Below are 21983 nucleotides of genomic sequence, written 5' to 3' on the forward strand. Positions count from 1 at the left end.
CGCATTTTCTCGTTGAATAGCCAGATTCGCCTCAAAAACCCGCGAAATCTGTCTCAAACCGGTCTTTCCCTCGCTACGATCGCTTAAGTTCGACAGGCTGCTAGGGTCTGTTGACGTTTTTCGGCTCAGCGCAATTGCAAATGAAACATCCACAGACACTAAAAAAACGCTTGTATTTCAACAGATTACTCAGCACTAACAGTCCACTGGAGCTAGGCTGCCCAATGACGAGGAACTGCTGGATATTTTCTTGTAGCTTACGGATTGACTTGTACCTGTGAGCCGGTAACTACAAAAGTATAATCCACATTGGCTTGGCTGACTTACGCTAGGAATAAGGCCTGCGTATTAATCAAGGAGTAAGGGCCAGCAAGAAATGGAAGTAAGGCTGTACAAAACTAAACACTTACTGTGTATGTGAGATCTTTTTTTGAATATTATTTTTTCAATCCTCGCACCAATCAAATGAAAAGTACAAGCTAACCCAGTGCAGTACAACAGCTTAATCTTTATGTAATGATTTCATTGTGTTATATTAAGTATCTGCGATAAAAACGTAACCAAGCATCGCGCTTGTAGCACTACATAATGAAAGCACTATGAATTTAAACGACCCAACCATCTTACAGCGCACCACAGCCCTTAGCTACCGCAATGCACATAGCGGACAAGTGATTGCCATTATTGCTGCAAGCATTTTACTTATTGCCCACCGTAGCGATCATTCAATTTATATTCTGGCTGCGTGGTGGCTTAGCACTTGTGCTTTAGCACTCTTTCGCCTCTCTATTTTTAATCAATATGCAAAGAATGCGGCCAGGTATCATTTTAGTTATTGGCGACGAATTCATTTAATCGGTGTATGCCTTACTGGCTTGCTATGGTGCACAGGTGGCATTTACTTTATGCTCAGCAGCACCATTTTGCTCAAGATGTTTACTGCCTTTGTTTTTTCTGGATTAGTTGTTGGCTCTTTACCTATTTTAGGACCAATGCTTCCTGCAATGCGTGTTTATGCTTTTTTAATGGTATTGCCCATTTTAATTAATGCCTGCACCCTGCCAACACAAATGGACATGCTCTTAGGCGGAATGAATTTATTTTTCTTTTTTACCTTGATGAAAAGTGCTCGTTCTTATCACGATACAATTGTAGAAAGCCTTATTCTAGAGCTTGGCCAAACTCGCCTTGCTGAAGACTTAGCCAAAATGCGTAACCAAGCAGAAATGGCAACGCGATCTAAAAGCGAATTTATCGCCAATGTTAGCCATGAAATCAGAACCCCAATGAATGGCATATTAGGCATGGCAAATTTATTAGCGCAAAGCCCTTTATCAACTAAGCAAAAAGAAACAGTTGATGTAATTTGCACCTCGGCGGATTTATTATTGGCACTGGTTAATGATGTACTCGATTTATCTAAAATAGAGGCTAATTATCTAGAAATTTCTTCTCAGCCCATTCATTTAGCCAGCTTAAGCAATGAAATACTCAATATGTTTAAGCAAGCAGCCAAAAGCAAAGACTTAAATATTGTTTTACAGCATAATGGAAATATTGATATCACCCTACTTGGCGATGGCCTACGTTTGCGGCAAATATTGGTTAATTTAATAGGTAATGCCATAAAATTTACCCACCAAGGATTAATCACGTTACATATTAATGTAAAAGAAATAGCCACAGATTATCAAATAGATATTGCGGTTATAGATAGCGGAATTGGTATTTCTGCAGATCGCCTACCTTATATATTTGATGCCTTTGTGCAAGCAGATGGCTCTTCAACACGAGAATACCCCGGAACGGGTTTGGGCCTGACCATTGCACGCCGCTTAGTGCGGGCAATGGGAGGTGATTTAATTGCCACATCTAAACTGGCCAGTGGCTCGAAATTTCAATTTACATTACGGTGCCCCAAAGTAGCAATGCCTATTATTGAAACATTAAGCCCAGAAGGGCAACAGCAGCCGCACAAATTAAAGGTGCTTTTGGCAGAAGATAATCCTATCAACCGCATAGTGGCAACACGATTACTAGAAAACGAAGGGCATACCGTATTTAGCGCAGAAAATGGCCAGCTTGCCTTAGATTTTCTAAATAATGAAAAAGTGGATTTGATTTTAATGGATATGCAAATGCCTGAGATGGATGGCCTAGAAGCCACGCGTAGGATTCGCGCCCACTCCAATCCATTTATTAGCCAGTTACCAATTATGGCGCTCACCGCCAATGCCCTAGAAGAAGATAAAGCCTTATGTATGGAAGCAGGAATGAATGTATTCTTAACTAAACCATTACGCCCTGCGTTATTAAAACAAGCAATGCTAGAGTTAATGAAAGAGCATGCATAAAGATAAGCTGCTTGAATTATTCCACAATAAAATCCAAAACATAATTCATCCTCCTATTATAAAAAAACTTGAGGTTTTCAAATCTACCTACTGCACTTACTCGCTATAACTCGCCAACTGCTGCAAGGTATCAAACATCTGCTGTAGTTCTTGCGGGATGGCCTCTGCACCGGCAATTTCCGCTGCTTCGGCAATTTCTAAAGCCATCCCTGGCTTGGAGTGGTAACGCAGGGCACGTTGAATGATTTCTTCGTCAGGCCGAGGGGGCGCAGCATCCATAGCGGCTTGGTGCCAATGATTAAGCGGGCCCCTAGGCTTAGCAGCATTACGGTAAGTATCGGCAAAGCCGTTATCCCATAGATAATGCTCGATATCGCGACAACTAATGGCGGTAATATGCAGGGCATCGGGCCTACCATTGAGCAGGCTTCTGGCCTTGGCAATATAGCGCTGACCCGCTTCATCGCCATCGGCAATCAAGTGCCAGACTATACCTAAGCGATCAGCAAATTTAATCAAAGGCGTGAGTCCTGCTTGGGCAAACTCCACACAGCGTATGCCTTCCATAGGGAAATTCACGCCGTAAATCCGCGCAAGCTCGGGCATCAGCCAAAATTCAGTTTCACCTTCAACCAGCAGCCAAACTCGGGCAAACATGCTGCTGGCGCGATTAGCACGAATATGAAATGCCACTTTGCGCGCATCGCTGGCCGATAAAGCTTGTTCCCCAACCTGATAAACGTGCACATGCTGATGGCGGCGCACTAAGCGACGTAAGGCTTGGTGCGGAAAACTCGCAAGCAAATCGCCATGATTGGTGGTAATCAGTTTTTGCAGCGGCAATTGCTCGATCAGCCCCCACATCATCGCTAGCTGAATCGGGTGTAAATGGGTTTCTGGGTCTTCCATGAGTAAAATCGGATGAGCGCCCTGTTGCAAAGGCAGATCACCACGGGCATTAATCAGTGCCCCCAGCAGCATTAAGAGCGCCACCCGCCGCTGACTAGAGCCCGCCCTACCGGCGATATCTAATAGGCTATCGTCATCACGTAAATTAAACGGGGTGCTGGCAATTTGCTTGGCAAGGCGCTGCAAAGGCACGGGGGCTTGCAGTAGCTCGGCGTGTTCAGAAAGAAAAGCTTCAACCGCATCAAGCCCTTGAGTCAGCTCCTGCGGGTGTAACTGGTGCGGTAAAGTAAGAATGCGCTCAAACACAGCCTGCACTGCGGCAGATGCGGGCTGGGGCGGATCATCCGATCGGTTTTTTTGCGCGAGGCGCGGATGCTCTAACCAATCGGTCAGCTGCATATCGCGAAAACGCAGCACTGGATGATGGCGGATCAATAACACCGCCAGCAGATCACTATCGGCATGCGGCCTTTCTGCACCCACTTTATCCACAAAGCTGCGGTGGCTACGCACCTCACCGTGGCCATAACGCTCGGCCGAGAAACGCAGCGCCAGCCAAGTACAGCCCGCTTCATCCTGCCAGCTTAAATCCTCTAATGTAGAGTCTGGTAAAGCAGCTAGACCATCCCCACAAAAAAACAACGTGATATTTAAGCGCCGCGCAATCGTTGCCCGTGTATTGGCTACGCGGTGAAAGTCTTCATGCGTAAACAAAGTATCCAGCGGCACGGCCTCGCTTAGGCAGCGGGTAAGCGCGGTAATCAAACTGGTTTTACCCCAGTTATTCTCACCAAACAACGCGGTCCGCTCTCGCTCTAGGCTCAAATCAATCTGGCTAATTCCGCGAAAATTAGTGATTTGTAAGCGCAAGAGACGCATGGTGGCTTCCGGTGGCAGGCTTGGTAAAAGCCTACACAACATCCGCCTGACTAGCCAAACAAAAACAACATGCAGTCGCCATTTTTTTAGCGTCTTCAGCAACAAAAGCACACCGCTACCCTTCAGGCTTACGGTGTAATAGCTGGCATTAAAACGTGCTAATTCAGGCTTGCCGAGCAGCCCCATTGCAGCGGCAATCAGCATGCCTAAGAGCCAAAAAATCCAAACAATGGGCAAAGAGCTGATTCATTTTGCTAATTCCTGTCTTAATACGTAATGGCATTAGAATATCAACACAGATCAAACCTGACACACCAATGCGATAGCGTGTTGTTAGGGGTAAAATGCCATAGATCAGGATGAAGTAAGCCAATGCAATAAATTGCGCGAGCAATAAGTGCCTGTGCACAAATTGTTAAAAAGCGAGCGCCCGCCAAGTGCGATGCCGCGATGCGGTACAATCGCGACTTCATTTTTTAATATGCGCCGCTATGTCGCTCGATTCTCGCCTTAAATCCAATATTTTTGCCCTGTACTTGGTGCAGGGGCTGAATTATTTGGTGTCGTTTGTCACCTTCCCTTTTCTGCTGGTGCAGCTGGGAACAGAAGGCTTTGGGGTGATGAACTTTGCTTTTGCCTCGATTCAGTACGGCGTTTTGCTAACTGATTTTGGCTTTAATCTTTCGGCCGTGCGTGATGTGGCACAGGCAAAAGATGATCCAGCAAAAGCTGCGCGTATTTTCTGGCGGGTTACTTGGGCCAAATCACTGTTAATGATCGCCTCCAGCCTGCTGTTGTTAGTACTGACCTTTACCTTGGGCAGTTGGGAGGCGCATTCCAGTATTTTCCTTTGGAGCCAGCTTTATATTGTTAGCTCGGTGCTATTTCCTATCTGGTATTTCCAAGGCCTTGAAAAACTACAGCTAGCCGCAGGGCTGATGGTATTAGCCAGAGCCGCCACGCTGGGCTTTTTACTAATATGGGTGAGCGGCCCGCAAGACGTGGCGCTAGCGGTTATTTTACAAGCCACACCGCAAATATTGGCCGGACTGCTGTGGTGGTTTACCGGCCTTGGCGTAGCAAAACCGCAGTGGGTGCGGGTGCAATGGCACGAGCTAAAAGACGCATTACGCGCCAGCTGGCCATTTTTTCTATCTGCGATTTCTACCAGCCTTTACACAACCTCTACCACCGTTTTACTGGGGATGTTTTCGGCCCCCCTACAGGTTGGCTTGTTTGCCGCCGCCAATAAGTTGGTTTATATCGCCCAAGGCTTAATTGGCCCGCTGGTTCAAGCCACCTATCCACGCATTGCCAGCTTGGCGGTGAATAATAAGCCCGCCGCCTTGCAACTGATTAAAAAATCCTTCCGCATACAGGGCGCGGTGGGGCTTGCTCTAACGCTAGGGTTGGCGCTGTTTTTACCGCTCTTTACCCCGCTAGTGGTGCAAGTCTTTGGTGCTGATTTCGGCTTATCACGAGCGTTTCTGGCCTTAAGTCACTCGCAAGACGTGATGATTTGGCTCTCGCCGGTGATCTTGCTCGGCGCAGTCTCGCTGGTATACGGCCAACAAACACTCCTCGTGTTTGGGTTTGAGCGCTATTTCAGCCGAGTACTGGTTGCAGCAGGCCTCTTAAATGTGACATTAATGTGCTGGTGGGTGCCAGGCTCGCCCCAAGCGGCACTGCGTGCGGCGCAAAGCGTGCTGACGGTGGAGGGCTTTATTGTGTTGGCATTCTGGTGGCGGGCAAGAAAAATTTATAAAGAGATTAAACCGCTATGACGCCTCTTCCCAAAGTCAGCTTTGTATTGCCCTGCTATAACTCCGCAGCCTATTTACAAGCCACACTGGATTCAATCAGCCAGCAGAGTTTTAAAGATTTTGAATGTATTGCCGTTGATGATGGCTCAAACGACCATACCTTAGCCATACTGCAACAGCACGCCAAACAAGACCCGCGTTTTGCGATTATCACGCGGGAAAACCGTGGCCTGATTGCCACGCTAAATGAAGCCATTGCGCTGGCTAAAGGCGAGTGGATTGCCCGCATGGATGCGGATGATATTTGCCACCCACAGCGTATAGAGAAACAACTCCAGCGCTTGCAAGCCACCGGCAGCGATGTGTGCGGCAGCTGGATTCGTTTTTTTGGCGACAAAAGCGGTGAGTGGATGACTCCCAGCACAGATGGCGCAATCAAAGCCATGCTGTTATTTAACTCCGCCTTTGCCCATCCCAGCGTGATAGCCCGTACAACGCTGTTAAAAATGTATCCTTACCCGCCACACGCCGTGCACGCAGAAGATTACGCGCTTTGGTGCCTGCTCGCCGAGGTGGGAGCGCACTTTACCGCCGTGCCAGAAGTGCTGCTGGATTACCGCTGCCATACAGGGCAAATCACCCAAAGTAAAAAAGACCAGCTACGCAGCACGGCTCAGGGCATACGCAGTAAATACGCCGCCCGCACCCTACCCGCCGCACTGCAAAAAAATGCGGCTCACTTTGTAGAGCTCGCTGAACCAGCAAGAGTACTTTCCCGTACTGAGTTTGACTGGATGTGTAATTTTTATTTAACGTTGGCCGCCGCTTGGCCAGCAAGCCGCGATATCTTAGGCGAAGTCTGGGTAGATACCTTGCAACGCACCTCAGGTAGCAACCTGCTTCTGCTGGCTAAAATCCACTCATTAAGCAAGGCCCTGCCAGTGCCTGCCAGCGAGCGGCCTAAACTAAAGCGTCAGCTGATCCGCTGCTTTGTTGGTGACACGCTGTGGCAATGGCTTAAACGAGTAAAAAAATCATGACGCTCTGCACCATGAGTCCCCCTTTTCCCCCTAGCCCTCTGCCAAAACGGGACAAGGCGATATACTTGCTTGTGCCACATTTTTTGATTAGAGCCCGCGCATGAAGATCGTTTTCCTAGTCAGAGACCTAGGTCTTGGTGGGGTTGAGCGCTGTGTGGCACTAGTGTCTGAAGGACTAATTGCCCGTGGCATGGATGTCAGCATTGTGATGCTAGGCGGCAGCCGTAATCTATGGGCTGCGCGCACTGGCACAGCTAAAGTCATTGATTTATCCAACGTTTGGCAGGGTAAAAAACCGTGGACGTGGCTGGCTGGCTGGCTGGCAACAAGACGAATTATCAAAGACGCTGATCTGGTCATCCCCGCCACTTTTTTAATGCCGCTCTATATGGCTTATGCCGCAACACGTGGATTAAAAAATACCCGCATCATGGGATGGGTGCATGGGCCGCTCTATGAGCTAGACCGATTTGCCACTATGAATCCCATCCACCGCCACGCCTGCCAGTTTATTTACCGGCGGCTGGACGAGCTGATCTTTGTCTCTGAGCACGCCAGAGACTCGCTAGCACGTTGGTTAAAGCAGCCGATACAAGATGGCTGGCGGGTATTGCCTAATTTTGTGGATGAAGGGGTGATAAGTGCTACATCAGCGCTTGAACCGCGTGGGCAAGATACGCCGCTTTGCCCGCCCAACGAAAACCATCAATCGTTATCCTCCCAAGCATTGCAGCTCCTCTTCGTTGGCCGTATCGCCAGCGAGAAACAACCGCATTTATGGCTAGATACCTTAGCCAGCCTGAATCAGCGTGGCGTGCAAGCTGAGCTGACCATTGTTGGCGATGGCCCAATGGAGCAATGGCTGCGCAGCGAGGCACACCAGCGTGGCCTTGCCAGCCAGATCCGCTTTGCCGGTCACCAAAACCATGTCAGCGCTTACTTAGCCAGCGCCGATGTACTGCTGCTGACCTCCAACTTTGAAGGCTGCCCGCTCGTTGTACTAGAAGCCATGCCGCTGGGCGTGGTAGTGGCATCGACCAATGCCGGAGGGGTGTACGAGCTATTTGGCAAACGCCGCGCCGAGTTTGTCACCAACACCGCCAGCGGTGAAGCACTGGCAACGCTGATCATTAGCCAGCATCGCCCAGAATTATCCTCATGGCTAAAACAGCGCGCAAAACACTACTCTGCCAGCCAGATACTGCAACAATGGATGGATCTGTGTGAGCAATAGCATGGCTACCGCTTGAACCACAGAACACACAGGGGGTACAGAGTGCCACTAAGAAAACCCAACGCCTCAGGCAATGAAATTTAATTTTTAGTTTTCTCAGTGCGCTCTGTGTTATCCCCTTACTTTTTGTCCACAGACTTGTGATTTTTTTTGAAGTTTTTGATTTTTATTTAATGATTTAATAAAGAGATTTTTATGCTTAGCTACCGCCACGCTTTTCATGCCGGCAATCATGCCGATGTGCTTAAGCATTATATCCAAACGCAAATTTTGTCTTACTTTAACCAAAAAGATAAATCCTATTGGTATATCGATACCCATTCTGGCGCGGGGGTTTACTCGCTGACAGAAGGCTACGCCACTAAAAATGCGGAGTTTGAAAGCGGCATTGCTAGGCTGTGGAATCGTGACGATCTACCCGAATCCCTCGCCGAGTATGTAAATGTAGTACGTGCACTCAATCCTGATGGCAAGCTGACTCTCTACCCTGGCTCGCCCTATGTGGCCGATCAAATCCTGCGACCAACCGATAGATTACGTTTATTTGAGCTGCACAGCTCAGATAGCAAGCTATTGCAGGCCAACTTTGCCGAATCAGGCCGCCGAGTTGCAGTGATTGCAGGGGATGGCTTTGCAGGGATTAAAGCCGTATTACCGCCACCACCACGCCGTGGCGTCACGCTGATTGATCCGCCTTATGAAGATAAAAATGACTACGATTACGTCATTGATATGCTGCACGAGGCGCTCGGCCGCTTTGCCACTGGCACTTACGCCATTTGGTACCCACAATTGCAACGTGCAGAAGCGAAGCAGCTGCCCGAAGAGCTGAAAAAACTAGGAGTAAATAGCTGGCTGCACGTTGCGCTATCAGTGCAAAGCCCATCTGCAGATGGCTTTGGCATGCACGGTAGCGGTATGTTTATCCTTAACCCACCGTGGACACTTGCCAATACCCTAAGAGAAACCATGCCCTATCTAGTAAAAGTATTAGGGCAAAACAAGGGCGCTAAATACATTCTGGAAGAAAAAACAGCCTAAGCGAATAGCACGCAGTATTTCGGGAGCGCCCTACAATCTGTAGAGTGGGCAAGATGCTTTCTCTTGCCCACGCAGCCTTCCTAAACCGGTCAACCTAAACTAACGCCCTATGCCAAATAAGCACTCTTGCCAACATGGCCCCAAATCTGAAACCATATTGGCAGCTGCAGGGATCACTGCGATTCAAGGGCGACTTGATTTGGGTGTGGTTAAAACCTATCTTCAAATCAAAAAAACCCCATCCCCAAGCTAGTCTAAATCTACTTTACGCACTAGCAGCCTGTCGGACTTAGACGGTCGAAGCGAAAAATCGCATGGTCGAGACTAGATTTTGCCGGATTTGCAGCGCCAATAACGAGTTATAGGTCAAAAATCTGGTGAAATATAGGCCGATCAGGTGATTTTGCAGCTGACTGATGCTAAGTCCGACAGGCTGCTAGCAGCCTGCCTTGGCAAACGGTGGTCAAAGAATATAAAACCAGCTTGCTGCTCGCTGTAGAGAGCCAGCAACAACTTGATATGTAAGTCAATAAACAATAATAGTTCTCATTTACTTTGTAACTAACGCAAAGTCATATACACTAAAACCAGTAACGCTTACCACGCAGAGCACCATGGCCATTTGCATAACAGACCTAGAGCCCCTTCGCGATTACCTCTACCGCTTTGCGCTATTTCAGCTGCAACACAGCAGCAGCGCCGAAGATGTAGTGCAGGAAACGCTGCTGGCAGCACTAGAAAAACCCGATTCCTTTCATGGCCAATCGTCTTTAAAAACGTGGCTAACCGGCATATTAAAATTCAAGATTATTGATACTCAACGCCGAATTTACCGTGATCCTCTGCTGGTCGCAGCGGTGGATGGCGAAGACGATAATAGCGATTTTGATGTGCTATTTAATAAAACCGGTCACTGGGGGAGCGACGCACCACGGCGCTGGGAAAAACCCGAAGCCAGCTTAGAAGACAAACAATTCTGGGCCACCTACAGCCGCTGCAGCCAGCTTATGCCTCGCCGTACCGCGATGGTATTTGCCATGCGCGAAGAGCTAGGCTTAGAAATTGAGCAAATTTGTCAACAATTAGAAATTACTGCGACTAATTGTTCAGCCATGCTTTATCGCGCCCGCATGAGCTTACGTCTTTGCTTAGAAAAAAACTGGTTTGGAAACACGCCATGATGAATTGCCGCCAAGCATCCATTTTATTATCAGCCCAACAAGATGGCCCTCTCACATTGAGCCAACGCAGCCGCTTGCGCCTGCACTTATTGCTTTGTAATAAGTGCAGAAACTTTAATCGTCAACTACAATTTATGCGTGATGCGGCCAGAGCCCCGGCTCATTGGGAGTAAATCCGCCTCATAAAAATATTTTTATCTTTTTTTGTCAGAAGTAAAGCAGCTGCACGACAAAGTCTGCAGGTGCCCAAACAGCACCACAATCAACTACATGGAGCTATACCGATGAAAAAATCCCTAATGCTATCTTCCGCCCTTGCCGCCGTGATTGGCTGCGCCGCTATCAATACCGCCAGCGCAGCGCCCAGTGCCGATGAAATGAAAAAAATGGAAAAATGCTATGGCATTGCCAAAGCAGGCCAAAACGATTGCGCTGGTAATAGCCATGCTTGTGCCGGTATGAGCACCAAAGACATGGATAAAGGCGAATGGAAAGCCGTTAAAAAAGGGACTTGTGAAAAAATGAACGGCTCCTTGATGGCACCTAAGGCTTAAGGAATCAGCATCATGGCTACACTTCCCATCCAAGCTGGGCTTGGGCTTCGCTCGCCGCATTTGGCCGAAGTTCTTGCTACACGCCCCAAGGTAGCTTGGTGGGAAGTGCATAGCGAAAACTACTTTGGCGGCGGTGCAGCACCCGCCGCCTTAGAAAAAATTCGCCAAGATTACCCCGTTAGCCTACATGGTGTAGGGCTAGGGCTGGGTAATGCCGAGCCCCCAGATGAACGCCATTTAAAGCAACTAACGGATCTTGCACAGCGCATTACACCCGCCGCTATTTCAGAGCATTTAGCATGGAATCGCTTTGGTGACGTTTGGTTTAATGATCTCTTGCCCGTGCCGCGCTATGCCGGCGTGATTGATACCCTCTGCAACCATATCGATCTGGTACAAAGCCGCTTAAAGCGCATTATCTTGCTAGAAAATGTCTCCAGCTATATCGCCTTTAGCGATGAAATGCTCAGTGAGGCCGAACTATTGGCCGAGCTAGTAGCGCGCACCGGCTGCGGCCTGTTACTGGATGTCAATAATATGCACGTAAATCAGCTTAACCATGGCATTGATGCTAGGGCCGAGCTGGCACGCTTACCGCTACACCGAGTTGCCGAAATCCACGTAGCGGGCTTTGAATACTGCGATGGCCTAGTCATTGATACTCATGGCGCACCAGTTTGCAATGCAGTGTGGAAGCTACTAGAAGACGCGCTTAAACTAACCGGCCCCAAGCCCGTGTTGCTGGAGCGCGATACCAATCTGCCCACGCTTGAAGGCTTACTCGATGAATACGGCGTATTGCAAAGCCAAATCGCCAAACAATCCATCGAGGCATTGGCATGATATACGCTAATGCATTAAAAGATTTTAGCCAAATCTTTAAACAGCCCCATTATCTGCCAGCTACTATTACAGCCCAAAGCCAGCCTTATTTAGATGTATATCGTAATAATGTTTTAGCTAATCGCAGTGCTAATTTAGCCAACACCTATCCCACTATTGTGCAATTAGTGGGCGATGAGTTCTTTGCCGCCTTGGCGGCTAAATATATAGCCGAAACATCGGCGCACTCGGGTAATTTGCATGATGATGGTGTAGGTTTTCCAGCCTTTTTAAGTACTTTTCCCCATGTAGCCGATCTCCCCTATTTAAGCGATGTGGCCAGATTAGATTGGGCCATTCATCAGGCGCATTACAGTATTGATCTGGCCCCAATCGATATTAGCCAATTACAAAGCTATACCGCAGAGCAATTTGGGCAATTAAAACTTATATTACATCCAGCCTGTGCTGTGATTCAATCGATATTATGGCCCATTTACCAAATTTTAATGATGCACCACGGCGAAAGCCCAGCAAACCTGCAATCAGGTGGCGAGCAAGTTTGGGTATGGCGAGATCATTGGCAAATCATCTCAAGCAGTGAGGCGCTATTTTTAGAGCGCTTATTGGCTGGCGATTATATTGAAACGGCAATGCTGGCAAGTAATGATGACACTAGCCCCCTCTTAGCACAGCTATTTAGCTGTGGCTTGGTATGCCAAATACAAAAATAAACCCCTTTTATTTAAGGTGATTCAAATGAAAAAACTAATATGCCAACTTTACGGCAGCTATCGCTGTGCTGAAAAACTATGCATTGCCCATATCGCACCGCTATTTAATTTAGGCTTACGCTTTTATCTGGCACAGGTATTTTTTATGTCTGGCCTAACTAAAATCCGCAATTGGGAAGGCACTTTATTTTTATTTAATTTCGAATACCAAGTTCCTATTATTCCACCAGAAATCGCCGCAATCATGGGCACAGGTGGTGAGCTATTGCTGCCCATCTTACTGATTAGTGGCACGCTAGGGCGATTTGCTGCAGTGGGGCTATTTATACTCAATGCCGTTGCGGTTATTTCCTATCCCACCTTACTGCCTATTGCGGTTAAAGATCATTATCTGTGGGGAATATTGCTACTAGTATTGGCGATTTATGGCGCAGGAAAATGGTCGGTTGATGAATACTTAAATCGCCGCTGCAGTTCAAATCCCGAATAATAAATCTACTCTCTTTCACGCGCGGCTATCTTTTGCTCATTAGATAGCCGCGCTAGTCTGTAAAAGCTGCAGGTTAATTGGCTTTGCACAGCAATTTTGTCTAGGGTCTGTTGACGTTTCATTCGCCATTGCGCTGAGCCGGAAAACGGCCAGGCACAAGGCATGTGACGAAGGCAATAACGGGTTATTGTCGAGGAGCATAACGCAGTGAATGGCCATTTTCCGGCTCAGCCCTTCGGGTTTAGCCCATTTTTGGGGCTGCACGGCGTTAAAAATCGCTGATGGTACTCGTACCATGTCGCAATTTTCTCCTTGTTCAGCCCCAAAACTGGGCCAAACGCAGCCGTGAATGAAACGTCAACAGACCCTGGATTTAATGCCAAGAGCAAAGAGGGCAAAATCATGCATGCAACACAGAGCCGCTTCCTTATTGCTGGCGTTATAAGCCTACTAAGTAGTACGCACAGCTTAGCTACGCCACTAGAAATTCTCGTTGAAAATGCTGCAGAGCCTTTCTCAAGAGCGGATGGCACAGGTTACGCCAATGATTTAGTTGTTGCCGCCTTTGCCGCCGTGGGGATCGAAGCAAAGCTAAAGGTCGTACCCTACTCCCGCTGCAAAAAAATGGTACTAGATGCCAAAGCGATTGCTTGTTTTAATATGGCTTGGGAACCTGCGATGGCTGGGAAAATTAAATTTCCTAGTATGCCGCTCTATACCGTTACCCCCATTTATTTTCAAAATAAAGCCCACCCGCTCAGCGCTAAAAGTGAAGCCGAATTTAGCGTTGGTTTAAAAATTGGCGTGGTCAGTGGCTATGAATATCCGCCAAGTGCCAGTCAATTACCCAAACGAGGCATTATTTTTGTACAGGGCCAAAATGAACAAATCAATTTAAAACAACTCGCGCTTGGTAGTATTAACGCAGCCTTAGTGATGGCCAGCGAAATACAAACTCCACAGTATTGGGCCGATAACGCGGGGGTAACCGCCCAAGTTGAAACCACCTTTTTTAGCAGTAAACAAGATGTGTTTATTGGCTTTAGCCCTCAACATCCCAAGGGATTATGGGCATTGAAAAAATTTGAAGAAGGCTATAAAGCCATTACTGATAATGAAAAAATAAAGCAAATAAAAGCCAAATGGCAGCCCCAAAAATAAGCCGAAACAAACCCGAGGATTTCGGCCCCCAAAGGCTTGATTCACAGCATGCGAGTAATCGTAAATCAAACGCCAACAAGCTCTTGTTAAATCGCCATTATCTCTTTCAAGTAAAAGCGCTAACTACGCTTTTGTTGCCGCCGAAACAACCGTCATCGGCAAACGTAATTCTTCATGAATTAAACCTTGCATAGCTAAAGCCGCTTTAACGGGGCCTAGCAGCCTGTCGGACTTAAGACTGATCTACTACGGAAAAGCCGGATTTGGCCATATTTCACGCATTTTCTCGTTGAATAGCCAGCTATTCGCCTCAAAAACCCGTGAAATCTGTCTCAAACCGGTCTTTTCCTCGCTACGATCACTTAAGTCCGACAGGCTGCTAGATTAGGCTCGGCAAAAAGTAATTTAATCAATGGCCGTAATTGTTGATCCATTTTTCTAGCGGCAACTAAATGCCCCGCTTGAATATACTGCCGCCAAAAACGCTATTGTGATCATTTTGATTGGGGCAGTAAGGGGCGACCAGCATGATTGATCCCCCAGTAACTGAACCTGCATGGCTTTTAACAGGGGCAAGCCCTGATGAAGCCGTGTGGTCCAGGCTGGGAGAAATCGTTCATATCGCTTTAGTTAGCCACTTGATACTTAGGCGGTAAGAACAGTGCTGCAATTTGCGGTGCGCGCTTTAATTTAGATAAAGGCGCATCTGGCATGCTGTCATAGCTTTGTGCGCGAGCACGGCTGCTTGGTGCTGCGTTTGGGTTGCGAGTTAAAGCAGCAACCGCCGGGGAAGCAGGCGTTGGCGCACGCTCGCGGCGGGGCGCAGCAGCCACTTCTAGTGGTGTAGTGCCAGGAGAAAACCCCGGTACTGGGATCAAAGGCAGATCACGCTTGAGCATTTTTTGAATGCCAAGGTAAGCTTTCTCTTCTTCTGGGGCCACCAAAGAAATTGCGATACCCGTAGCGCCAGCACGGCCAGTACGGCCAATGCGGTGTACGTAGTCTTCTGGATTTGTTGGCAGCTCAAAGTTAATCACAAACGGCAGCTCGTTAATATCCAAGCCTCGCGCGGCCACATCGGTAGCGACCAATACCTTTAAACTGCCATCTTTAAATGCAGCTAGCGTTTCTAAACGAGATTGCTGGGTGCGATCGCCATGAATAGCTTCGGCAGAAAAACCTGTGCGTTTTAGCTCGCGGCCTAATTGCTCTGCGCCAATTTTAGTGCGGCAAAAAACAATCACTTGGCTCATATTATGCGTGCGGATCAAATGGGCAACGAGGGCTTTCTTACGGCTTTTTTCTACCGGATGCAGCTCTTGCTTTACCGATTCATTGGCAGAATTTTGGCGCGCCACTTCGATGACTTCTGGGTCGTGCATAAAATCTTCGGCCAGCTTTTTGATCTCTGGCGCAAAAGTTGCGGAGAACAACAACGTTTGCTTACGACTAGTGCAAAGCTCAAAAATCTTGCGAATATCCAGAATAAAACCCATATCCAACATACGATCGGCTTCATCCAGAATCAGAATTTCAACTTGGGATAAATTCACCGATTTTTGCTGAATATGATCTAGCAAGCGCCCTGGCGTAGCGACTAAAATCTCTACGCCTTCACGCAATTTAGGAATCTGCGCCTTAATATCCATGCCGCCAAATACTACGTGGCTACGCAGTGGCATATATTTGCTATAGGTGGTGACGCTTTCAGAAACCTGATCGGCCAGCTCACGCGTTGGCGTTAAAATCAAAACGCGAATCGGGTGGCGAGCTGGGGATGCACTGGTATTGGCATGCTTAGCGATTTTAGTCAGAATCGGCAAGGTGAACGCGGCGGTTTTACCGGTGCCTGTTTGTGCGGCACCAAGCACGTCGCGCCCAGATAGAATAACAGGGATGGCCTGCGCTTGAATCAGCGTCGGATGTTCATAACCTTGCTCGGCGACTGCCTTGAGCACTTCCGGAGCCAGCCCGAGCGATGAGAATGTCATGCGTGTTTCTTTCCGAAAAATTAAGAACAACGTTCCAATTTACACGAAGCCAGCCTCCCTGCATACCCTAGCAGCCTGTCGGACTTAAGCGATCGTAGCGAGGGGAAGCCCGGTTTGAGGCAGATTTAACGGATTTTTGAGGCGAATAGCTGGCTATTCAACGAAAAAATGCGTTGAATATGGCCAAATCCGGCTTTTCCGAAGTAGATCAGTCTTAAGTCCGACAGGCTGCTAGCTGACAAAGGGCCCGCAGCTTAGCAGGCTGTCAGCCCGCCAATCAGTTAAACTAGCGCCATTTTAAACCTGACGAGATAAAGCCATGTTTGATCACGCTTCTCAATATTTAAGCACCGTGCGCGACTTACATCGCTTTGCGGTCAGCCGTTTCAACGCTGCTGAGCTGTTTTATGGCCACGGCACCGATAATGCTTGGGACGAAGCCGCCTATTTAATCTTATCCACGCTTAAATTGCCGCTTGATCGCTTAGAGCCGGTGTACGACGCCAAGCTCTTACCCGAAGAATTAGCCCAAGTGCTCGATATTCTTAAACAGCGCGTAGAAACCCGCAAACCCGCCGCCTACCTTACAAAAGAAGCGTGGCTGGGCGAGTATAAATTTTTCGTGGACGAGCGCACCATCGTGCCGCGCTCATTTATTGCCGAGATTATCCGTGAAGGTGGCTTAACGCCGTGGATCGAATACCCAGAGCTCATCCACCGCGCGATGGATCTGTGCACAGGTTCGGGCTGCTTGGCAATTGTGATGGCCGATGCCTTCCCTGATGCCGCTATTGATGCGCTGGATTTATCCCCAGATGCGCTTGATGTGGCAGAAATCAATGTGCTGGAATACAGCCTTGGCGAGCGCATTGATCTAATGGATTCGGATCTCTTTAGCGCGGTTGAAGGCGAGTTATATGATCTGATTATCTCTAACCCACCCTATGTGGATGCGCATTCGGTAGAAGAGCTGCCACCCGAATATCTGCACGAGCCAGAAATGGCCCTTGGCAGCGGTGAAGATGGCTTAGATATTACCCGCCGTATTCTGGAAGAAGCCACCCGCTTCCTTAATCCGCTTGGTGTCTTAGTCGTAGAAATCGGCCACAACCGTGACGAGCTAGAAGCCAGCTACCCAGATCTGCCATTTGTATGGCTAGAAACTGAAAGTGGCGATGGCTTTGTATTCTTGCTGACACGCGAAATGCTGGTTGAAGCAGGGATGTAATGGTTCATTAGGGTGGGTGCTGCCTACCCACCCTAAGTTTTACATCGTTACTACACCAATCGCTGCAATAAATCAGATGGCGCAATATATAAAGTGCCTCTGCCGCCTTTAGTGGGCAAGAGCAGTTTATTTTCAGTGCCTTCGGCACGCTGATCTTGGTGCGAGTGCCCCCGCTACAAGTGATCATGTTAATCGGATTGGGTTTACCTCGTTTTACGAGAAAATGTATTCTGTTGATTAAAATATTTTCAAGCCCACTGATCGGGCTTTTATCTCTATTCATGGCACGGGGCTTAAAAATCCCCTTGAAGCACGCCGAGCGAGGAATAAGCGGATCGGGGTTTCGACAAAGGGGTAGCGAGGCAGCGAGCGCGCAGCCTTTGTCGCCGAGCCGATTATCCGCAGCGAGGGGCCTTCGTGCTTCGTGGGGCGGCCTTCTTTGCTTACTTTCTTGGCCGTTCAAGAAAGTGAGGCCCACGCGGGGGCACCCGCACCAAAATTAACGTGCTGAAAGCACTAAAAATAATTTACTGAATAGAATCTAGTAAGCAAAATTGAACCGCTATGCTCAATACCGCTCATCAAGTACAATCCAAAAGATAATTTAATTAAAAATAAAGCCTCTCAACTTTCTAGGGTCAATAAAACCAGGTTATGAATAATTTAAGCCTTTATTTGAAGCCAGGAACAAAAATTGGCTCTCGATCACCCACTTATACAATTGAAAAAACGACTCAAGAATTAATCTATCTTCGCTCTGAGCCTAATGCAAAAAATGCCAATGGCACTTTGCGTTTAATTCCGGCGATTGTCGTGATTGACTTACTGAAAGCTATTTCAGAAAAAAAGATGTCAACCGATGAGATTAATAGAAAAAGAGACGACAACGAATCGGAAAAGTTATTTCAAAAATTAAAACTAGATCACGATCCTTTTATTCTTGGTTATGAATCAACGATTAAGGCCATTTGCGAATACTGTATTAACAATCCGCTCAGCCACTTAGTAAACACAAAATCACAAAACCTCCCCAAACCATTCCTCCTCCTCGCTGGCATCTCCGGCACGGGGAAAACTCGGTTTGTTCGGGAGCAGGCGCGCTCTTCTTGCCCTGCTGGCACAATAAACTACGCGCTGATTCCGGTGCGGCCAGATTGGCATGAGCCATCTGATTTGCTAGGTTATGTTTCCAGAATTGGCGGCACGCATTATGTGGCTACACCGTTTTTGCAGTTTATGGCGGCGGCTTGGCGGGATGCGGTGCAGCCTGCTGCGGGCTATGTATTAAAAGACAGCAGCCACATCACCCCATTTTGGGCTTGCTTAGATGAAATGAATTTAGCGCCGGTTGAGCAATATTTTGCAGATTACTTATCGGTATTAGAAACGCGGCAATGGGATCAGCAAGGCTACACAAGCGAGGCTATTTTTGCGCCAAGCGCCCTGCTGAAATCTGAAGCGCCCCAGGTCATCAGCAAGCTACGCGCTGATCTAGGATTTACCGATGCAGCATGGGATGGCCTGTGGGCGTATTTTCTGCAGCATGGAATGCCGCTGCCGCCCAACCTGATTGTAGCGGGCACGGTCAATATGGATGAAACCACGCATGGGTTTTCACGCAAGGTAATTGATCGCGCCTTTAGCATCGATTTTGGCGAGTTTTTCCCCAATGAATTTAACGATTACTTTGAGCCAAAATTACAGGCCATCACGCTAAGCTTTCCGCTTGATTCACGCATCGCCAGCCCTACTGAGCTGGCCGAAGTGCAAGCAGATTCTGATGGCCAAAAGAGTATCCAGTTTTTAAAACAGATCAATCAAAAATTGGCAGGTAGCCCTTTTTCCTTGGCATTTCGTGCGCTTAACGAGCTGCTGCTAATGCTGAAATGCTTTTCACCGCCAGATGAATCGGCGCTGTATGCCGTGTGGGATGATTTTTTAATGGCTAAATTGCTACCCCGGCTAGAGGGCGACGAAGACAAGCTCAGCAATAAAGAAGGCAATATACTGACCCAATTACAAGCCTTACTAAGCGCGCAGTTTCAAGGCCATACCACCCGCCCTGATCTCTTTAACACCCAGAATGATGTTCCGCCGCAGATTGAATTTCGCTCGCTTAAAAAGCTGATTTGGATGAGCGAGCGCCTTGAGCGCGATCGCTTTACTTGCTTCTGGCCCTAGCCATGCCTGATCTGCTTAAGCTAGAAACCAGCGATTGGTCGCTTAATGTGTGGAGCCGCGATATTGCGCCCTCGCAAAAGCAGCTCTCGGCCACCTTGGCCGCTAGGCAAGCCACGGCCCAGCCTATGGCGATTCAGCTGCGGCCCTCTAAATTTAAAAGCTGCACCCCACTGCCTTGCATTGCAGAACACGTGCTTTTGCTGCGCGAGCCTATTTTCTTTGAAAACCGCAGCTACGAATTTGAATTTACCTTTAGCCAAGCGATGGACACGGCAGAAATCCGCCATCGGCTCACCAGCATTTGCGATGCATTTCGCTTCACTGGTAGCGCACTGCGTGGCACGCTAAACACCGGCAACGATGTAGGTTGGCTGCGCTTGGGCCTGCATTACTGCCGCCACGGCCAATGGCAAGAGGCGGCGCTGGCGTTTGAAGTGCTGCCGGTTAAAATGCTGATGGTGGATGATCTAGAAAAAATCAATGCCGCCATTGATCACAGCTATCCACTCTGGCGCTTTGCCCTAGCGCAAAAGACCGATCACGAGCTAGCCCAATCCAAAAAACCGCATGAACGCTTCCCCTTGCTATGGCTGGCGCAATTTACCGCGCTGCGCGAGGCCTTACATAAAGAAATCCACTATATCTGCAACGCCCCGCATAATCGGCTGCAAACAAGCCACCGCACGCTACGTGCAGACCGCCTGCATGGCAAGATGGCCTATCGTTTAGAAGAAAAAGTCTCCCAAGCACTGGCCATAGGGGATACGCATCGCCGCTTTAAAACCAGCAGCCAACGCCTTTCTGTGGATACCCCAGAAAACCAATTTATTCGCATGGTTTTAGAATACAGCAGCCGCAGCTTGGCCCGCTTTGCCAGCGGCGCAGCAGCACACAATACCGCCCCTGATCGCCAGCGGATTTCGCCCGCATTTTTTGCCGAGTTGGCCCTATGGCAAAAGCAGCTAGCCCAGCGCCTTGCCCATCCACTGTTTGATGAAGTCAGCCATTTTAATGGCATGGAGCGCGAATCACTGGTGCTGCACCAACGCGCTGGCTATGCCGGGGTTTATCGAATCTGGCAGCAATTAAAGCTTTATCTCGATGTGTTTGGCCGCCATGCCGCGATCTCTGTTAAGCCGGTTTCCGAGCTGTATGAAATCTGGTGCCTGCTTGAACTACGCCGCCAACTACACGCGCTTGGCTTTGTAGAGCAGGCCAGTAACAAGGCATTGCTTGATGAAAAAAACCTAGAAAAAGTCTTAAAGAATGGCTTAGGCGCGTCCTTTACCTTTAGCCGCAGCGATGGCATAGAGCTACGCTTGGCCCATGAGCCCTTGTTTGGCAAACCCGGCAGCCGCTTTAACCAAATTTACTCTTGGAATGCCACGCAAAAGCCGGATATTTTGCTAGAAGCCACCTTCCCCAATGGGGAGCAAATTATCTGGATTTTTGATGCTAAGTACCGTATCGATCAGTCAGATAAACCCAACACGCCAGACCTTGCCCCAGACGATGCGCTAAACCAAATGCACCGCTACCGCGATGCCCTGATTCATCTTAGCCAATCGCCTGAAGGCGCAATCCTAAAAAGCCGCCCTGTAGTCGGTGCCTATGTGCTGTATCCGGGCTGGCATCCGCTGCAAGATACCCCCAAGGTAATCCTTACCATCAAGCAATCGAGGCCGTGGGCATCGGCGCTTTCCCCGCCCTGCCAGAGCAAGAAAATGGCTGGTTGGCGGCGTTTTTGCGGCAACATTTAGGCGGCAAGCCAAACGCTATCGAATACCGAATCGAAGCGCCCGACGAATACCTTGCCCAAGATTCAGTACGCATCGCGCCTTCTGGGCTATACCTGCGCCGTAATGCCCAGCTGGTGTTTGTTGCCCCAGCGGGTGGTGGCCGAACGCCAGCTTATCTAGAGCGCTTTAGGCAAGGCACAGCCCGCTGGTATCACATCCCCATTGCTACCATTAACAAGCAGCAAACCTCGCACGCCATCATGCAAGACATCGCCCACTGCGCAATTGCCATTCATAGCACGGGCAAACATTCAGTGATCAACTATGTGTATGACGTGCGCTCCGTAAAACTAGTGCAGCGCCACAAGATTACTGCTGAGCAATCAGGAAAAAACGATAAAGCAAGCATTAACAAAGACACAGACACCGGCCAATACTGGCTATTTGAACTTGGCGCATCCCACGCGCTAAACACGCCGCTGCAACTCAATAGCCAGCGTAAATTCAAATTTAAAATCACCAGCATGAGCGATATCCTAAGCGCCACCAATGGCGATATGCTCGCTAAAAGATACAGCTATCTCTATCAAGAGGCGCTGCTGGATGCTTAGTTTGGGCGGGAGCCTAGCGGCGTACTTGCCAGCGGGTGAGCGGGCTAGCGGGCAGAGGCATGCTGCACAGC

The 21983-nt window shown here is 48.6% G+C and carries 18 protein-coding genes; 16 read left to right on the plus strand and 2 right to left on the minus strand.

The window, feature by feature from the left end; genetic code table 11:
* Positions 1–599 precede the first annotated feature (599 nt).
* Complete coding sequence (locus tag C1H71_RS04045; RefSeq protein ID WP_130105427.1) at positions 600–2354, plus strand: response regulator; 1755 nt, start codon at positions 600–602, stop codon at positions 2352–2354.
* A gap of 96 nt (positions 2355–2450) precedes the next feature.
* Here the strand turns inward: C1H71_RS04045 and C1H71_RS04050 are convergent, their stop codons facing one another.
* On the minus strand, positions 2451–4346 hold the full coding sequence (locus C1H71_RS04050) for a DUF2813 domain-containing protein (protein ID WP_130105428.1): 1896 nt from the start codon (positions 4344–4346) through the stop codon (positions 2451–2453).
* Between the two features lie 287 nt (positions 4347–4633).
* On the opposite strand from C1H71_RS04050, the gene C1H71_RS04055 reads away from it, so the two are divergent.
* The 11 genes from C1H71_RS04055 to C1H71_RS04105 all read left to right on the plus strand — a co-directional run bounded on the left by C1H71_RS04055 (position 4634) and on the right by C1H71_RS04105 (position 14162).
* Entirely contained in the window at positions 4634–5926 is a 1293-nt protein-coding gene (locus C1H71_RS04055) for an oligosaccharide flippase family protein (protein WP_130105429.1), read from the plus strand.
* Positions 5923–6945 carry a glycosyltransferase family 2 protein gene (locus tag C1H71_RS04060; protein ID WP_130105430.1) on the plus strand — a complete coding sequence of 341 codons (1023 nt, stop codon included), beginning with the start codon at positions 5923–5925 and terminating at the stop codon, positions 6943–6945. Before C1H71_RS04055 ends, C1H71_RS04060 begins: the two co-directional genes overlap by 4 nt.
* Before the next feature lie 100 nt (positions 6946–7045).
* Positions 7046–8179: a glycosyltransferase gene (locus C1H71_RS04065; RefSeq protein WP_130105431.1), complete on the plus strand. Its 1134-nt coding sequence runs from the start codon at positions 7046–7048 to the stop codon at positions 8177–8179.
* A gap of 195 nt (positions 8180–8374) precedes the next feature.
* On the plus strand, positions 8375–9220 hold the full coding sequence (locus C1H71_RS04070; RefSeq protein WP_130105432.1) for a 23S rRNA (adenine(2030)-N(6))-methyltransferase RlmJ: 846 nt from the start codon (positions 8375–8377) through the stop codon (positions 9218–9220).
* Between the two features lie 614 nt (positions 9221–9834).
* Positions 9835–10401: a sigma-70 family RNA polymerase sigma factor gene (locus tag C1H71_RS04075; RefSeq protein ID WP_130105433.1), complete on the plus strand. Its 567-nt coding sequence runs from the start codon at positions 9835–9837 to the stop codon at positions 10399–10401.
* On the plus strand, positions 10401–10574 hold the full coding sequence (locus C1H71_RS04080) for an anti-sigma factor family protein (protein WP_262488434.1): 174 nt from the start codon (positions 10401–10403) through the stop codon (positions 10572–10574). The genes C1H71_RS04075 and C1H71_RS04080 overlap by 1 nt, the downstream gene beginning before the upstream one ends.
* Before the next feature lie 111 nt (positions 10575–10685).
* Positions 10686–10955, plus strand: coding sequence for a BufA1 family periplasmic bufferin-type metallophore (locus C1H71_RS04085; RefSeq protein ID WP_130105435.1), 270 nt, complete (start codon positions 10686–10688; stop codon positions 10953–10955).
* Positions 10956–10967: 12 nt separating this feature from the next.
* Positions 10968–11798, plus strand: a complete 831-nt coding sequence (gene bufB, locus C1H71_RS04090) for an MNIO family bufferin maturase (protein WP_130105436.1) — start codon at positions 10968–10970, stop codon at positions 11796–11798.
* Complete coding sequence (locus C1H71_RS04095; RefSeq protein ID WP_130105437.1) at positions 11795–12511, plus strand: HvfC/BufC N-terminal domain-containing protein; 717 nt, start codon at positions 11795–11797, stop codon at positions 12509–12511. The genes bufB and C1H71_RS04095 overlap by 4 nt, the downstream gene beginning before the upstream one ends.
* A 25-nt stretch (positions 12512–12536) precedes the next feature.
* Positions 12537–13001 (plus strand): DoxX family protein, encoded by a 465-nt coding sequence (locus C1H71_RS04100; RefSeq protein ID WP_130105438.1) that lies wholly within the window; start codon positions 12537–12539, stop codon positions 12999–13001.
* Between the two features lie 402 nt (positions 13002–13403).
* Positions 13404–14162 (plus strand): substrate-binding periplasmic protein, encoded by a 759-nt coding sequence (locus tag C1H71_RS04105; protein ID WP_130105439.1) that lies wholly within the window; start codon positions 13404–13406, stop codon positions 14160–14162.
* Positions 14163–14788: 626 nt separating this feature from the next.
* Here the strand turns inward: C1H71_RS04105 and C1H71_RS04120 are convergent.
* Positions 14789–16153: a DEAD/DEAH box helicase gene (locus tag C1H71_RS04120; protein WP_130105440.1), complete on the minus strand. Its 1365-nt coding sequence runs from the start codon at positions 16151–16153 to the stop codon at positions 14789–14791.
* A 319-nt stretch (positions 16154–16472) separates the two neighbouring features.
* On the opposite strand from C1H71_RS04120, the gene prmB reads away from it, so the two are divergent.
* The 4 genes from prmB to C1H71_RS04140 all read left to right on the plus strand — a co-directional run bounded on the left by prmB (position 16473) and on the right by C1H71_RS04140 (position 21912).
* Entirely contained in the window at positions 16473–17381 is a 909-nt protein-coding gene (prmB, locus tag C1H71_RS04125) for a 50S ribosomal protein L3 N(5)-glutamine methyltransferase (protein ID WP_130105441.1), read from the plus strand.
* A gap of 654 nt (positions 17382–18035) precedes the next feature.
* Complete coding sequence (locus C1H71_RS04130; RefSeq protein ID WP_223145983.1) at positions 18036–19562, plus strand: McrB family protein; 1527 nt, start codon at positions 18036–18038, stop codon at positions 19560–19562.
* A 2-nt stretch (positions 19563–19564) separates the two neighbouring features.
* Positions 19565–21322, plus strand: coding sequence for a DUF2357 domain-containing protein (locus C1H71_RS04135; RefSeq protein ID WP_130105442.1), 1758 nt, complete (start codon positions 19565–19567; stop codon positions 21320–21322).
* Entirely contained in the window at positions 21247–21912 is a 666-nt protein-coding gene (locus tag C1H71_RS04140; RefSeq protein ID WP_130105443.1) for a hypothetical protein, read from the plus strand. Before C1H71_RS04135 ends, C1H71_RS04140 begins: the two co-directional genes overlap by 76 nt.
* Positions 21913–21983 lie beyond the last annotated feature (71 nt).

The sequence above is a fragment of the Iodobacter fluviatilis genome (assembly GCF_004194535.1).
In the GTDB taxonomy this organism is placed as follows: Bacteria; Pseudomonadota; Gammaproteobacteria; order Burkholderiales; family Chitinibacteraceae; genus Iodobacter; species Iodobacter fluviatilis_A.